Below are 15,816 nucleotides of genomic sequence, written 5' to 3'. Positions count from 1 at the left end.
GCGTGTTGTTCTTTGGTGGTTGAATTTACAGCAATATGTTTGGTTTTTAGGCAAGACAGAGCCTATGTAGTGTGGTTATTCCCCATAAATAGGCGACAACGCAGCATAAATACCAAACATGCGCTGCCCTTTGGGTTCTTTCTAGGGACGATTAACTCTTTGTTGCTCGGTTTTTACTTATTCCACTAGGTTACAAACCTCGCGCCGCGATTTAATCACCCCTAGATTGAACAAATTTCAATCCATAAAGTTCAACACGCCCTAGTAACAAATCAGTCATTTCGAGATGCTGTTTTTATTGCTATGATTGTACAAATTTTTCAAATGGATCAATTCCCCTATGTGGTTTAGTAACCTTATTTGTTACCGCTTTAAGCAAGACGTTTCATATACTCAAGAAGACTTTGATAAAGCATTAGAGCAAGATTTATTTCGCCCATGTACTGGTCAAGAGCTTGCAACATTTGGTTGGACAAAAGCGTTTGGAAAACATGGCGATACGCTATCGCATTTTTCTCAAAAAAGTATTCTAGTTTGCGCTAAACGCGAAGAAAAAGTACTCCCTGCTTCTGTTATTAACGAACTAGTCGCTGAGAAAGTTGATCTGATAGAAGCTGAAGAAAACCGCCCAGTTAAAAAGAAAGAAAAAGACGAATTAAAAGAAAACATTCTTCATACTCTTCTACCTCAAGCATTTAAAAAGTCGAGCTTACAATTTGCCTTTATTGACCAAGAAAACGGTTGGGTTGTTGTAAATAGTGGCAGCTTTAATAAAGCAGAAGAGCTACTAGCACTACTTCGTAAATCGTTGGGAACGCTTCCGGTTGTACCTGCGTTTGCTAACTACGACCTAGATGTATTTTTAACTGATTGGTTAACTAACTTTAGTACACCAGAAGGTTTTGCTATTGGCTCAGACGCTGAACTTGAAGAAGCAGACGACAGCGGCGCACAAGTAAAGCTTAAAGGTCATGATCTATCGTGTGATGAAGTTAAATCGCATTTAGAAAGTGGTAAACGCGTAACTAAACTTGCACTTGATTGGCAAGAGCGTCTTAAGTTTATGCTGCAAAACGATGGCTCTATCAAACGTTTAAGCTACTCTGAAACTCTAAAAGAAGAAAACGCAGATATTCCTAAAGAAGATATGGCTTTAAAACTTGATGCTGACTTTATTTTAGCTTCTGAAGAAATAAAGCAATTACTTGAAGAGCTAACTGCAGGTTTAGGTGACGTTGAAGATTTAGAAAAAGCGTAAATACCATAGTGCCTACCTGCATAAATATTTAAGCAATTTAATGAATTAAATAGCATATGTAAGTAGGTTGGTATAACAGATAAAAATCCGATAGCAGTTTACTGCTATCGGATTTTTTTATGAAATTTAGAAGCACTTATTTATATCTAAACCGCGAACAGTATTTAGCTAACGATCGACGTATTAAAACCTAAGGTAATCATCTTTTAAGTAGGAGAATACAGCATGGTTCAAAGGTTCAAAGGTTCAAAGGTTCAAAGGTTCAAAGGTTCAAAGGTTCAAAGGTTCAAAGGTTCAAAGGTTCATCAAGGTAAGTTATGTAGAGTGATATGAGATTATCTATATACGCTTCAAGCTGGACTGCACAAAAACTGAAGTTTTTGATTTTAATTAAAACCATTAACTTACTTTGTGCAGATAACTTATTTTAGCTTTTAGCGTCTTCAACTTTAGGTTGGCGATATATTTTTATAATGTGGTATAAATTTACAAGCGACAATAAGCCGTTGGTAAAAATAACAGGCACTGCGCCAATGGCAACACCGTATGCAGTAAATACAATACAACCAAACATGTTGTACCAACGTAGTTTTACTACATCTGTCATTGTTAACGATGCAACCAATAAAGCTGATGCAATATAACCTAAATATTCCCAACTCAATTGTTCTCTCCTAGCCTTTAGGTTAGCATTACATGTACTGCTATCTTATGGCACTTGTAAGTATTGCAAAGTTACAACAAAATAAAAAAGCTAACCTGCTTAAAAAACCTGAAAAAGTTTGCCGGAAAATACCAGCAAATTCTTAAATCATTACACGGGAAATGAAGGTAAAATAATACTCTTAGCAAAGCTAATAATATTAGTAGCAAGTTAGCGTAAATTCTTAGTGTCTTAATGCTATCGTCATTAAGATGTAATAAATAGGACAAATGTCCGAAGAGCACATTGATGTTTCAATACCATTTTTCTAGTTACCTTGTTGATCAGCTTTTAACCTTTGCCGGTAGTAGCTATCAACAATCAAAAAAAGAAGTTCTGATCCATCAAGATCAGCCTTTAAGCAAGCTTGTGCTTGTACGCAGTGGCACTGTGTCGTTTAGTTACGACGTAGGTAATGGACGACGCCTGCTGTTAGGACAATTGGATTGTAACAACACCCTTATTGGTGAAATAGAAGCGCTAAATAATAATCCGTGTATATATACGGTAACGTGCTTTAGCGATGTCACTTATAACCTTATTGAATTAAGGCATTGGCGTGCTCTACTGCTTGAAAAACCAGAACTAAGCTTATACACAGCACAAACTATTGCGGCTAAGTTTCAGGAAAACCAAAAAATCAATTTAGATAAGTTATTACTACCACTTAGCTATAACATAGCTAAAGATTGCTTACTAAGGGCCGAGAACAACAACCCTACGCTACTTAGAGCCTACCCAACTGTAAATGCTGAAGCCGAACGTTTTGCTACCACTGAGCGAGCTTACAGACGTGTTGTTACAGAACTCGTAGAAAAAGGCTTGGTACTTAGAAGTAACGATGGCTTGCAAGCAGTCGATATACCAAAACTAAGTGAATACGTAGATAGCTTTGCTCAGCTTTAAAATAAAAAAAGGCCTTAACGGCCTTTTTTTATTTATGCAAATTACTAATTACTTCTCTAGCAAAATGTCATGAATTTTCGCAAGATCAGATTTACCAGCAATAATTTCATCCGGTGTTAAACCCGATAATTCATGCGGGAACACTAACCACTCTTCAGATTCATGAATATAATAATCTGGAACAGTGTCCACTTTTGAGTTTTTTGGCTTGTAGTACGGGCATGCAATACGAATATCACGTGGCAAGTTTAAGCGCATAAGCTCTGAAAGCTTTTCTTTTAATGCAACAATACTACGACCTGAGTCAAATACATCATCAACAATTAATAATGAATCACCTGCATTTGCGTTCTCTACAATGTAATGTAAGCCGTGTACTTTAATTTCTTTCGACTGTTTACCAATACCGTAATAAGACGATGTACGTACTGCAATGTGGTCAGTCTCAATGCCTTTGTAATCGTAATATTCTTGAACAGCAATACCGATCGGTGCACCACCTCGCCAAATACCAATAATAAAATCAGGACGAAAGCCATCTTGGTATACTTGTGCCGCTACGCGGAACGAATCTTCAAGCAGCTGTTGAGCTGTGATGTAGCACTTATCTGACATAATTAGAAACCCCAGTGGTGGATATAAGATTTGAGCGCAGCTTAGAGTTAAGCAAAAATTAAACTCAAACAGGTATTGGCGACTGATTTTACCGTAAATGAAATAAAATTGCTTGCCTGTAAATTAAAAAATAGGCACCCAAGGGTGCCTATTTTTAGCGTAAAAAGCGTAATTTAGTAAATATTATGCTTTTTCTTGTAAAGTACGAGCAACTGTACGCATACCTTGAGTTGTTGCACCCGCTGCCCATTGACTTGTACTGCCCATGTTAAATGCAGCCGCTAAATCTATGTGTACCCAGCCTTTGCCATCGTTTGGCACAAAGCGCGATAAAAAGCCTGCCGCATTCGATGCACCGCCATAACCGCCACCTTTTTGTGCACGGCTATTCGCCGTATCAGCATAAGGAGATGGGCAGTTTTGTTGATGCCATTTTTCAAGAGGAAGTGGCCAAGCAGCTTCCATTTCTTGAGATGCAAAACTCTCAACTTCACGTACAAGTTCTTTATCAAGTGCAAATAATGCATTGTACTCTTGGCCAACAGCAACAAGCGCTGCGCCAGTTAGTGTTGCTGCATCAATAATAAGTGGAGCGCCAGTCTCACCTGCGGCCATTAGGCCATCTGCAAGTACTAAGCGACCTTCAGCATCCGTGTTTACAATTTCAACTGTCGTGCCATTTTTATAAGTAAGAATATCACCTAATTTGTATGCATGACCCGAAATTAAGTTCTCAGCACAACATAAAAACAGTTTAATACGTTTTTCAATACCACGGTTAATAGCCAATGCTAAACCTGCAGTTACTGTTGCAGCGCCGCCCATGTCGCACTTCATACCAAGCATACCTTCGCTTGATTTGATTGAGTAACCACCTGAGTCAAACGTAATACCTTTACCTACAAGCGCTGCACTTACTGGTGCATTTTCGTCGCCTGTTGGGTTGTAATCAAGCTCAAGCAATACTGGCGGGCGAACACTACCGCGACCAACAGCATGAATACCAATCCACTGTTGTTCTAGTAACGCATCACCTTTAATAATTTGGTAACTTACATGCTCAGGCGCTAATGATTGAATAAACTCAGCCGCTTTTTCAGCAAGGCTTTCTGGGTAAATGTCATCGGCAGTCCCGTTAACCATTTCACGTGCCCAAATTGCTGACGTTTTTAAGTGAGTAAGTTCTTTAATATCTGATTGTGCGTTATCAACAAAATCAACACCGTTTAACGATTTTGGTATTACAAAACCTTGATAAAAAGCCCATTGGCTTTCTGTACACCAAGCATCGCCTGCTAATTCAACGTTTTTAATACCTTGGATTGCAATAGTACGACCAGCTTTTTGAACATTTTTCAATGTTTCTTGCTCAGACAAATGAACAGTTGCACCGCGCTCATTAAAAGACAATGACGCATTATCGCCCCAATGACTCGCTGCTGCTTGTTCGCTTAGTTGAACAACAAATTTTTCACTCATGTTAGAATACCCTTGCACTTAAATGTGCCACCGAGTTTACTATAGAGCGCTTAAGTTCCCAACAGCTTGAGATAAATAACATAAACCACACTGCTGTGCAGTATTTACGCTTTGGAAGTTATCATGAAGTACACGCCAACTCTGCAACCTGCCACCTTATTAAAACGCTACAAACGCTTTTTAGCTGATTTACAATTAAGTGATGGCAGTGAATTTACCGCCCACTGTGCTAATACAGGTAAAATGACGGGATGCGCAGAGCCGGGTTTTGCTGCTTTTTATTCAACAAGCGATAACGCAAAACGAAAATACCCGCATTCATTAGAGCTTACGCAAAATAACTTATCGCAGCTTATTTGTGTAAATACAGCGGTGGCCAATAAAGTAGTAGAAGAAGCAATAAACAATAATGTAATAAGCGAGCTACTCGACTACAGTCAATTGCAAAGCGAAGTAAAGTACGGCAGCGAAAACAGCAGAATCGACTTTTTACTCACAGACGAAAATAAGCCTGATTGCTACGTAGAAGTTAAATCAGTCACATTATTAAGCGAAGATGCACCACAAAGCGGGCAAGGCTACTTTCCTGATGCGCAAACACTGCGCGGACAAAAACATATTCGCGAACTAATAGAAATGATCGAACAAGGCCACCGAGCAGTATTACTGTTCGCTGTTTTGCATGAAGGAATAAATACAGTAAGTGCAGCTGCGCATATTGATAAAAAATACGCCACGCTATTAAGCCAAGCAATAATAGCCGGCGTTGAAGTATTAGCATACAAGGCCACAATTTCTGCTAATGAAGTTTTACTTCATAAAAAAATAGTATTTGCACAATAGTGTATTAAACCAAGGGATTGAACTAAGCGTAATTTACAAAATAAGCAAAGTACTCAAATTAAATAAAGTTATACAAAGTGAATTATAAAAATTAACTTGTTTTTAAAGCTTTTGCCCATATAACAAGGCAAGTTTTAGAAAGCGAATATGTGAATTAATTAAAAGTGTAAATAGACTATTAATACACTTTTTACTCAGTAAGCATGGTTGAAGCTAATTCGATTAATTAAAAATAAATTTGCCTAGGATATAAGATTCTGTTATTTATACCGCCGGCTAATGCTGAGGCATTAAATTAAGGATTTAGGAGAGAGTTATGCCAGACCAAAAGAAACATGGTTTATTGGCTCAAGCCGGTTTAGAACCATACCAAGAAAAACCAGGCGAAGAGTACATGAATGATGCACAACGTGCTCATTTTAGAGCGATTTTAGAAACTTGGCGTAATGATTTACGTAACGAAGTTGATCGTACTAAATCGCACATGCAAGACGAAGCTGCTAACTTTCCTGACCCAGTTGACCGCGCTGCACAAGAAGAAGAGTTCTCTTTAGAACTTCGTACTCGTGACCGCGAACGTAAATTAATCAAAAAAATTGAAAAAACAATTAATTTGATTAAAGAAGATGATTTTGGATTTTGTGAGTCTTGTGGCATCGAAATTGGCATACGTCGCTTAGAAGCACGTCCTACTGCCGATTTATGCGTAGACTGCAAAACACTTGCAGAAATCAAAGAAAAGCAATCTGGACGCGGCTAATTAATACTTATTAATTAGTTATGTCTCCTACAGCCGTTACTGCGCCTATGCGTAAATATCGCGGTCGTTTTGCACCGTCTCCTTCTGGGCCATTACATTTTGGCTCACTTGTAGCGGCTGTGGGTAGCTATCTAGATGCAAAAGCTAATCAAGGAAAATGGTTAGTTCGTATAGAAGACATTGACACTATGCGCGTGGTTAAAAACGCCGACTCCGATATTCTTAATACCTTACATGCCTACGCCCTTCACTGGGACGAACCTGTTGTATATCAAACGCAGCGTCTTCCTTTATACCAAGATATTACCCACTCACTTTTAAAACAAAACCTTGTTTATGGTTGCACCTGTACTCGCAAACAAATAAAAGCCATTGGCGGTATTTATCAGGGGCATTGCCAAACACTTAATCATAATACTCAATGCGGTGCGCTTCGCTTAGTTCAGCAATATCCAACGACTCAATTTAATGACTTAATTCAAGGTGATATAACGGTAAATAGCGCCCTTTCCCATGAAGATTACTTAATTAAACGCAGCGATGACTTATTTGCATATCAACTTGTTGTGGTCGTCGATGATATTGATCAAGGGATTAATCGAATTGTAAGAGGTGCTGATTTAATTGAGCCAACCGCTCGGCAAATTAGTTTATTTAAACAACTCGATAGCCCTGTACCTGAATTTGCTCATTTACCTTTAGCGGTTGCCAAGCCTGGTTTCAAATTGTCTAAACAAAATTATGCTCCCGCCATTAGCAAACAAAATCCAAAGCCTGCTTTAATTAGTGCATTTGAATTTTTAGGGTTGCCTGTTATAGCTGATTTAATCGATTTAAATATTGAACAATTAATCGCTTGGGGAATTAAAAACTTTAGCTTAAAACAGGTACCACAAGTATCCGAAATACAAATTTCTCAGCATCCACGTAGTCAGAAAGTCCAATTTACACATTTAAGTAAATAAAATAGCTAAAAACGGCTTAATTTCAACACATCAACTTAATTTTTAAACCCTGCTGGTATATGATAGCCGCCTAAATATATGCTAATTACGTCAAACAGCTTGTACTGGGCTATAACCGCCCCATTTGCTGTAACTTTTGATTGCGATGCAGAGTCAATCACACCTTCTAGGAGACAGACTATTATTTCCAAGCTTTTTCAATTTTGCCGACAAATAATCGGCCCGAATACCAGTGCCGAAAGCGCTTCTGTAAGCAGTGAACCTATTGTTGTCACTCGTGGTGAGCATGGTATTTCTCGCAAACAATTTAGCCCAAATGCAATCAAAGTATTATACCGCTTAAAAGACGGTGGCTACGATGCCTACCTTGTTGGTGGTTGTATTCGCGATATATTGTTAGGCCAACAGCCAAAAGATTTTGACGTAGTTACTAATGCCACGCCAGATCAAGTAAAAAAACTATTTAGAAATTGTCGCCTTATTGGCCGTCGCTTTCGTTTAGCACATATTGTATTTGGTCGTGAAATTATTGAAGTGGCTACTATGCGTGGCCACCACGAAGCGCAAGAAGACAAAAATCAAATAAGCCAATCAAGCGATGAAGGTCAATTACTACGTGACAACGTATTTGGCAGTATTGAAGAAGATGCAGAACGCCGCGACTTTTCAATCAACGCACTTTATTACTCAATCAAAGATTTTAGTATTCACGATTACGCCAACGGCTTAGCGGCAATTAAAGCTAAACAAATCGAGCTAATTGGCGACCCTGAAACGCGTTACCGCGAAGACCCTGTTCGTATGTTACGTGCAGTTCGCTTTGCCACTAAACTTGATATGAGCATTGCGCCTAAAAGTGAAAAGCCAATTAGTGAGCTTGCAAGTTTGCTTGATAACATTCCGCCAGCACGTTTATTTGAAGAAATTCTTAAGCTGTTTTTAAATGGCAAGGCCGAAGCTAACTTTTTAATGCTGCGTAAATACGGCTTATTCCGCTCATTGTTTCCTGAGCTTGATAAAATCTTAGATAAAAATCCAAGTGGCTTAGAACACACGCTTATTCAGCAAATGTTTCAAAATACCGACAAACGTATTAATGCAGATAAAAAAGTAACACCAGCGTTTATTTTTGCCGCACTACTTTGGTTCCCGCTGCTTGAACGTACTAAAAAGATTCAAAGCCAAGAACAACTTGCAGAATACGATGCTTTCGCACAAGCAATGAATAAAGTACTAAGCGATAACTCACAACACATTGCGGTTCCTAAACGCTTTACTTTAGGTGCTCGCGATATTTGGCATATTCAGCACCGTTTGGATAAACGTGCAGGCCAACGTGCTTACAGACTAACGCAGCAACCTCGCTTTAAAGCCGCCTACGACTTTTTACTCTTACGCGTAGATGCAGGCGAAACACAGCACACTGAGCTTGCCCAGTGGTGGACACAATACTTAAGCCAAGATATAAACGGCCAAAAAGAGATGGTTAAAAACTTAGGTCACCAAGGTGGTCCTAAGCCGCGAAAGCGCCGTCGACCTACTAAAAAGCCAGCTGAGTAATAACATGCACTGTGTTTATTTGGGTTTAGGTGCCAACCTAAACTCACCAAAAGAGCAGCTTGATAACGCGGTAATCGCGCTTAAAAAGCTGCCTAATTGTGAATTTATAAACGTATCGCATTACTATGCAAGTAAGCCTATGGGCCCACAAGATCAACCAGACTATATCAATGCAGTAGCGTGCATTAAAACGACCCTTGAGCCAGAGCAATTACTTGATTTAACGCAACGAATTGAACTTGAGCATGGTCGAGTAAGAAAGGCTGAACGTTGGGGTCCACGCACTCTTGATATAGATACTCTATTATTTGATGATCAAATTATAAATACGGTGCGCTTAACTGTGCCTCATTATGGTTTGAATAATCGCGAGTTTGTGGTTTATCCACTATTAGAGCTTGCACCTGAACTTATTTTACCTAGCGGCATTGCATTAAAAACCATTGCAAATAATTTACCGCTCAACGACTTACAACAATTACCTCTGTAATTAACCTAGGCTTTTGCCTGCGAGGATATTATGTCTAAAATAACCGTTTCTACTTTAAATAAAATGAAAGCAGAAAATAACAAAATTACTGCATTGACAGCCTACGACGCTAGTTTTGCAAAGTTATTTCATGATAACGGCGTTGAAGTTATTTTAGTGGGCGACTCTTTGGGCATGGTACTTCAAGGTGGCGATGACACGCTTGGCGTAACCAATCAAGATATCGCATACCATACACGTTGTGTACGCGCTGGTAGTCGTGAATTATTTGTAATTGCTGACTTACCTTTTATGACCTACTCAAGCGTAAGTGATACTTGTAAAAATGCAGCTGAGCTTATGCGCGCTGGCGCAAACATGATTAAGCTTGAAGGCGGAGAATGGCTTTACGAGAGCATTAAAACGCTTACTCAACAAGGTATTCCAGTTTGCGGGCATTTAGGCCTTACACCACAGTCAGTACATGTATTTGGTGGCTTTAAAATACAAGGTCGCGAAGAAGACAAAGCACAAAAAATGATTGATGACGCAAAAGCACTTGAAGCTGCTGGCGCACAATTATTAGTACTTGAATGTATTCCAAGTGCATTGGCAAAACGCATTACAGACGCCCTAAGCATCCCAACAATTGGTATTGGTGCGGGCAGTTTAACTGACGGCCAAATACTGGTAATGCATGACCTTGTTGGTATTTCAGCAGGTTACATTCCTAAATTTTCTAAAAACTTTTTGCTCGAAACAGGCAATATGCCTGCAGCCGTTCAAAAGTATTGTACAGACGTTAAAAATGGCGCGTTTCCAAGCGCTGAACACGAGTTTAAATAATGCAGTCTATTACTGAAATCAGATCGTTACGTAGTCAAATTAAAGCATGGCGCCAAGCGGGTCTTAGCGTGGCACTTGTGCCAACAATGGGCAACTTGCACCGTGGGCATTTTTCGCTAGTAGAAAAAGCAAAAAACTTAGCCGATAAAGTCGTTGTGAGTATTTTTGTTAACCCAATGCAATTTGGTGCTAACGAAGATTTAGATAACTATCCTCGTACACTAAACGAAGATAAACAAGGCCTTGCAGAACTAGGCACTGATATTGTATTTACCCCAAGTGTAGAAACAATTTATCCAAATGGACTTGGCGCACAGAGCTTTGTAGATGTGCCTGATATTTCATTAGGTTACTGTGGTGGCTCACGTCCTGGTCACTTTAGAGGTGTTGCCACGGTAGTTACAAAATTATTTAACCTTGTACAACCCGATTACGCCTGCTTTGGTGAAAAAGATTTTCAGCAACTGCAAGTAATTAAAACCATGGCACGCGACCTATCAATTCCGGTTGAAGTTATTGGTGTACCTACAATGCGAGAAGTTTCTGGCCTTGCTATGAGCTCACGTAATGGTTACTTATCTGATGAGCAAAAAGCGACTGCAACCGTATTATTTAAAGCACTTAATACATGCGCTGAGCAACTTAAAAGCGGCGAAAAAGACTTCGTAAAACTTGAAAGCTTAGCTAAACAGAGCTTAGAGCAAGCTGGCCTAAAGCCAGACTATTTTGAGATTGCTCAACGAGATACATTAAAAACTGCTACAATCGAAGATACTCAATTTGTTATTTTAGCCGCAGCCTATTTTGGTGGTGTTAGATTGATCGACAATATTCAAGTCGAAATTTAATATTATTGCGACTCCATTTTAAGGATAAGAAGCATGCACACTTTAATAAAAACAAGCGTAGTCGCCCTTACTTTTGCACTATTAGTAGGTTGCCAAAACCAAGTTGAAAACCCTGAAATGAATCAGTGTGCTCAGCAAAATTACCAATGCGAAAGTACATGTGAACAGCAAACAACTGCTGAGGGCTTAAAGCAGCAAGTATGCTCTGGAAAATGTGTTGAGAGCTACAACCAATGTAAAGCACAAGCCGAAAAATTAGGTAATATTTAATTCCTTAAAATTTTTAGTTTTAGGCATAAAAAAACCGCTCAGTGAGCGGTTTTTTATTGCCTATGGTTTATCATACCAATTTTATTAAAAACATGACCATTCTAGCGTATTAAATAACTCACTAACTACGTTAAAAATTATTTATATAGAACAACTATGTATCATAATTTTAGCCTTGTTATTGCGCTATTTTCTTATCGCTATAATAACTCACTAATTTAATGCAATTGGTATTAGTTCAAACCAAGCTTTTTAAGTTCTGTTTTTACTAGCTTTGCAGAAAGTGGTACATAACCATCTTTTTCTACAATTTGCTGACCATCTTTTGAAAGTACCATTCTTAAAAATTGTTCTTCCATAGGTGATAGTGGCTTATTCGGGTGTTTATTCACATAAACATATAAAAAGCGCGATAGCGGGTATTTACCTTGCGCAACGTTATCAAGTGTTGCATCAACAAAGTTATCGCCTTTTTTAGCAAGCGGTACTGTACGTACGCCTGATGTTTTATAGCCAATACCAGAGTAACCAATTGCATTTAATGAAGATGAAATTGACTGTACTACTGATGCAGAACCCGGTTGCTCATTTACATTATTACGGAAATCACCTTTACACAGTGCTTTCTTTTTAAAGTAGCCATAAGTACCTGACACTGAGTTACGTCCATAAAGCTGAACGTCTTTAGCAGCCCAATCGCCTGTTAGACCAACATCGCTCCAACGATTAACTTGCTCTGGTGCGCCACATTTACGAGTAGATGAAAAGATAGCATCTACTTGGTCAATACGAAGACCTTCAATTGGGTTATCTTTATGTACAAATACAGCAAGTGCATCAATAGCTACGCGAACTTCTGTTGGCTTATAACCGTAACGTTTTTCGAACGCTTCGATTTCTTTAGATTTCATTTTACGGCTCATTGGACCTAGGTTAGCTGTACCTTCGGTAAGTGCCGGTGGCGCAGTAGAAGAACCTGCCGCTTGAATTTGAATATTTACATTTGGGTAAATACGTTTGTACTCTTCAGCCCAGAACGTCATCATGTTGGCTAAAGTGTCAGAACCTACTGATGAGAAGTTACCTGAAACACCACTAATTTTTTGATACTCAGGAATATCTTGATCTAAAGCAACTGCTTGTGCAGATACGAAAGTTGTAACAGCCACACCCATTGCGGCAACTAAGTTTTTAAATTTCATGTAGGGTTCTCCGGTTTGTTCGTCCCATTTTCTAACTGCTGCCCACTCTAAAGTGAGTACATGACAGTTACATTACTCTTAAATGACACTTTTATGACTTTGCTTTTCAGCCTAATTACTTAGCTAGCGAAACTATCTTATCTATTGAAAATTCGAAAGAAAAACACGAACCTTTGTTAACTTCACTGCTAATATTTAATTTACTATCGTGGCGCGTTAGTACATGTTTTGTAATCGCAAGCCCTAAACCTGAGCCACCTGTTGTTCTGCTGCGGGCTTTATCAACACGATAAAAACGCTCAGTTAAACGGTTAATATGCTCTGGCGCAATACCATCACCATTATCGGTAACACTAAAACACGCTTTATTGTTTTTGCGCTGCCAACACACTTCCACTTTGCCACCGGGTTTAGTGTAATGAATGGCGTTAAATACTAAATTAGAAAACGCACTACGCAGTTCATCCTCAGAGCCTTTAATATCGAGGGTTTTATCAATATTAAAAATAAGCTCATGGCCTTTGTCTTGATTAATTGAGTTTGCCTCAGTGTGAATATAACCAAGTAATTGCGGTACGTTTATGGCTTTATCGTTATCTTGGCGCCGTGCACCTTCAATACGCGAAAGCGATAATAATTGGCTGACTAAGCTATCCATGCGCTTGCATTGTTCAAGCATAGTATTTTGCGCTTTGTTCCACATTGCTGGCGGCGGCATCATGTCGCCATCCATCATCTCAAGATACCCAGTAACCACTGTAAGCGGTGTACGTAGTTCATGCGACACATTGGCTACAAAGTCTTTACGCATCTGTTCTAGCTGTTTTAAGCGCGTTACATCACGCACAACAACCATAAGTTGCGTGCTTGCATAAGGCATAACCCTAAATTCTAGTACTTGCTCAATGCTATGACCGTTATCCAGCTCAAGCGCGTCGTCAAATTCACCTTTGTGCATGTATTTAGCAAACTTAGGTTCGCGAATTAAATTATCAAGACGCTGACCATGATCGGTTGGCCACTGCAAACCAAGCACTTTAAGGGCTAATTGATTACACCACACAATACTTAAATCATTTTGCAGTACCACTACCGCATCAGGTACTGCTTCAGCTCCATCGCGAAAGCGACGAATTAAATCAGCAAGCTCATTACGTTTTTTACGATTACGGTGCTGTAGATGATAAATACCTTCAAACACTTGCTCCCATGCACCCTCGCCCTCAGGTGGATTAAAGCTACGTTGATTAAGTAGCCAATCGCTCAAACGATAAAGTTGATGGTAGTGCCAAATAAGGAGGGAAAAAGATCCTAAAAATAAAAGCAAAAATGGCGCGCCAACCAGCACACCAATTAATAGTAAGGGTAAAAAATAGATAAACAGGCGCTTTACTAACGCCTGCTTATTAACAACTCGATACATACACTCACTTTACCTTAGAGTAGTAATACATGCGTATTTCATACATTAGCTAAGCTTTAAGCTGATCACAGCTTACTTGAAAAACGATATCCAGCACCACGTACAGTTTGCACCAAACGGTCATGTCCAAGTGGGCCAATTGCTTTACGCAGACGACGAATGTGCACATCAACCGTGCGATCTTCTACGTAAACATTAGTTCCCCATACATGATCAAGCAGCTGTTCACGGCTATAAACACGCTCTGGGTGAGTCATAAAAAAGTGCAGTAATCTAAATTCAGTTGGCCCCATATCAAGCTCGTTACCTTCTGAGGTAACACGATGCGAAATAGGGTCTAAACGCAGGCCATGTACTTCAATAGCTTCTTCTAATGAGGTTGGCGATACACGGCGAATAACCGCTTTAATACGCGCCATAAGCTCTTTAGGAGAAAACGGCTTAGTTACGTAATCGTCAGCACCTACTTCAAGACCGCGTACTTTGTCTTCTTCTTCGCCACGGGCTGTAAGCATAATAATTGGGATTTGGCGGGTGTGTTCGTTTTGCTTAAACTTTTTAGCAATTTGAATACCGCTTCCACCTGGTAACATCCAATCAAGTAAAACCATATCTGGGTAAGGTTCAACCATAGCTGCAATAGCAGAGTCGTAATCTTCTGCTTCAATTGCTTGAAATCCATTTTGCTCTAAAACAAAAACCAACATCTCCCTGATAGGAGCTTCGTCATCTACGACTAGTACTTTACGTGACATTCCAATTTATCTCTTACGCTATCGAATTAGTTTTCATTATTATGACTAAGTATGACATTTTTATGAAAGTGTAACGTGTAAATTAAAATGGTGGTAAAAAAAACACAAATTAGTGACAAAAAACCTCATTAACGTCATATTTTTAAAACCTTTTTAATATTTAACGTAATAAAAAGAGATTTACGATAAATTTATAAAATAGCTAATTTTTGAAATTATCTGCTTTTTGTCGCTAGTTGAATCATTAAATAATACAAAATTAACTGGGATCATTGTTTTACTAACCAAGACTTTTTTACAGATCGATCGTTTAAAAGTAACTTTAAAGCTATTTTAAAATTAACATACCCGCCTGTGTAACAATCAATACGTTTAAAAATAGATCTAAATTTTACTAAGCTCCAAATAAAGGATCAGATTTTTACCAAGCCGATCCACTCTCAGATCAGAGTTGTACCTAGTCAAAGCCATAAGTTGTTGATTGTTTATACAAATAAATAACGATCAAATTATCTCAGAGCCTAAAATAGCGAAAAAGTGTATTTGGCTTAGTAAAGTAATGATCCGAAAAGGCTGTGTTAGTAAATGCGTGATCCCAAAGTACGGCGTTGATAGTACAGCGATCTGATCAATAGAAGCCGTAACCTGCAATATAAAAAGGGCTGACATTAAAAAAGCCAGCAACAAAGTTACTGGCTTAGGGCCTGTTGACCTTTCAGGATTAAAATTTGTTCAATCTAGGGGCGATTTAATCGCGGCGTGAGGTTTGTAACCTAGCGGGCTAAGTAAAAACCGAGCAAAGCTTCCGCGTCCTGCTCACGCCCCTTACCTACATCCATGTCATAGGTAAGATCTTAAGAAATTGAGTTGAAGCTCAATTCATGATCAAATGGTTATTACCACACAAACCACAG

At 39.0% G+C, this 15,816-nt stretch carries 16 protein-coding genes; 10 read left to right on the top strand and 6 right to left on the bottom strand.

All coding sequences use genetic code 11. From position 1 onward, the window contains the following. Positions 1 to 340: 340 nt before the first annotated feature. Positions 341 to 1,258, top strand: coding sequence for a recombination-associated protein RdgC (rdgC, locus tag I6F42_RS18190; protein WP_007587156.1), 918 nt, complete (start codon positions 341 to 343; stop codon positions 1,256 to 1,258). 427 nt (positions 1,259 to 1,685) lie between these two features. On the opposite strand, the gene I6F42_RS18185 is transcribed toward rdgC, so the two are convergent. Next, the gene (locus I6F42_RS18185; RefSeq protein ID WP_002962663.1) at positions 1,686 to 1,922 is read right to left on the bottom strand and encodes a YgjV family protein; all 237 of its coding nucleotides are present in this window, start codon (positions 1,920 to 1,922) and stop codon (positions 1,686 to 1,688) included. 288 nt (positions 1,923 to 2,210) lie between these two features. On the opposite strand from I6F42_RS18185, the gene I6F42_RS18180 reads away from it, so the two are divergent. Further along, positions 2,211 to 2,867 carry a Crp/Fnr family transcriptional regulator gene (locus I6F42_RS18180; RefSeq protein ID WP_002962665.1) on the top strand — a complete coding sequence of 219 codons (657 nt, stop codon included), beginning with the start codon at positions 2,211 to 2,213 and terminating at the stop codon, positions 2,865 to 2,867. A 48-nt stretch (positions 2,868 to 2,915) separates the two neighbouring features. On the opposite strand, the gene I6F42_RS18175 is transcribed toward I6F42_RS18180, so the two are convergent. Then, positions 2,916 to 3,482 (bottom strand): phosphoribosyltransferase, encoded by a 567-nt coding sequence (locus I6F42_RS18175; protein WP_007377478.1) that lies wholly within the window; start codon positions 3,480 to 3,482, stop codon positions 2,916 to 2,918. A gap of 183 nt (positions 3,483 to 3,665) precedes the next feature. Next, positions 3,666 to 4,961: an aminopeptidase PepB gene (pepB, locus tag I6F42_RS18170; RefSeq protein ID WP_197152984.1), complete on the bottom strand. Its 1,296-nt coding sequence runs from the start codon at positions 4,959 to 4,961 to the stop codon at positions 3,666 to 3,668. A 123-nt stretch (positions 4,962 to 5,084) separates the two neighbouring features. Here pepB and sfsA point away from each other — a divergent pair, with 123 nt between their 5' ends. From sfsA to I6F42_RS18130, 8 genes are all read left to right on the top strand, one after another. Continuing rightward, entirely contained in the window at positions 5,085 to 5,804 is a 720-nt protein-coding gene (sfsA, locus tag I6F42_RS18165; RefSeq protein ID WP_007587160.1) for a DNA/RNA nuclease SfsA, read from the top strand. 316 nt (positions 5,805 to 6,120) lie between these two features. Next, positions 6,121 to 6,564: an RNA polymerase-binding protein DksA gene (dksA, locus tag I6F42_RS18160; protein WP_002962671.1), complete on the top strand. Its 444-nt coding sequence runs from the start codon at positions 6,121 to 6,123 to the stop codon at positions 6,562 to 6,564. A gap of 20 nt (positions 6,565 to 6,584) precedes the next feature. Next, positions 6,585 to 7,529 (top strand): tRNA glutamyl-Q(34) synthetase GluQRS, encoded by a 945-nt coding sequence (gene gluQRS, locus I6F42_RS18155; protein WP_197152983.1) that lies wholly within the window; start codon positions 6,585 to 6,587, stop codon positions 7,527 to 7,529. A gap of 78 nt (positions 7,530 to 7,607) precedes the next feature. Next, the gene (gene pcnB, locus I6F42_RS18150) at positions 7,608 to 9,089 is read left to right on the top strand and encodes a polynucleotide adenylyltransferase PcnB (protein ID WP_007587164.1); all 1,482 of its coding nucleotides are present in this window, start codon (positions 7,608 to 7,610) and stop codon (positions 9,087 to 9,089) included. Between the two features lie 4 nt (positions 9,090 to 9,093). Then, complete coding sequence (gene folK / locus I6F42_RS18145; RefSeq protein ID WP_007587165.1) at positions 9,094 to 9,579, top strand: 2-amino-4-hydroxy-6-hydroxymethyldihydropteridine diphosphokinase; 486 nt, start codon at positions 9,094 to 9,096, stop codon at positions 9,577 to 9,579. A 30-nt stretch (positions 9,580 to 9,609) separates the two neighbouring features. Next, positions 9,610 to 10,404 (top strand): 3-methyl-2-oxobutanoate hydroxymethyltransferase, encoded by a 795-nt coding sequence (gene panB / locus I6F42_RS18140; protein ID WP_007587166.1) that lies wholly within the window; start codon positions 9,610 to 9,612, stop codon positions 10,402 to 10,404. Further along, positions 10,404 to 11,252, top strand: coding sequence for a pantoate--beta-alanine ligase (gene panC / locus I6F42_RS18135; RefSeq protein WP_007587167.1), 849 nt, complete (start codon positions 10,404 to 10,406; stop codon positions 11,250 to 11,252). The genes panB and panC overlap by 1 nt, the downstream gene beginning before the upstream one ends. A gap of 33 nt (positions 11,253 to 11,285) precedes the next feature. Continuing rightward, positions 11,286 to 11,522, top strand: coding sequence for a hypothetical protein (locus tag I6F42_RS18130; RefSeq protein ID WP_007587168.1), 237 nt, complete (start codon positions 11,286 to 11,288; stop codon positions 11,520 to 11,522). 233 nt (positions 11,523 to 11,755) lie between these two features. On the opposite strand, the gene I6F42_RS18125 is transcribed toward I6F42_RS18130, so the two are convergent. From I6F42_RS18125 to phoB, 3 genes are all read right to left on the bottom strand, one after another. Continuing rightward, positions 11,756 to 12,724: a PstS family phosphate ABC transporter substrate-binding protein gene (locus I6F42_RS18125; protein WP_010554592.1), complete on the bottom strand. Its 969-nt coding sequence runs from the start codon at positions 12,722 to 12,724 to the stop codon at positions 11,756 to 11,758. A 115-nt stretch (positions 12,725 to 12,839) separates the two neighbouring features. After that, a complete protein-coding gene (gene phoR / locus I6F42_RS18120) occupies positions 12,840 to 14,147 on the bottom strand; it encodes a phosphate regulon sensor histidine kinase PhoR (protein WP_007587170.1) in 1,308 nt (435 codons plus the stop codon). A gap of 65 nt (positions 14,148 to 14,212) precedes the next feature. Next, positions 14,213 to 14,902, bottom strand: a complete 690-nt coding sequence (gene phoB, locus I6F42_RS18115) for a phosphate regulon transcriptional regulator PhoB (RefSeq protein WP_006791869.1) — start codon at positions 14,900 to 14,902, stop codon at positions 14,213 to 14,215. Positions 14,903 to 15,816: the final 914 nt, after the last annotated feature.

Origin of the sequence: Pseudoalteromonas sp. SWYJZ12, assembly GCF_015864395.1 — a bacterium.
Taxonomy (GTDB): domain Bacteria; phylum Pseudomonadota; class Gammaproteobacteria; order Enterobacterales; family Alteromonadaceae; genus Pseudoalteromonas; species Pseudoalteromonas arctica.
Note: the sequence above shows the minus strand (reverse complement) of the source record. Positions and strands in the feature narration are given on the sequence as shown.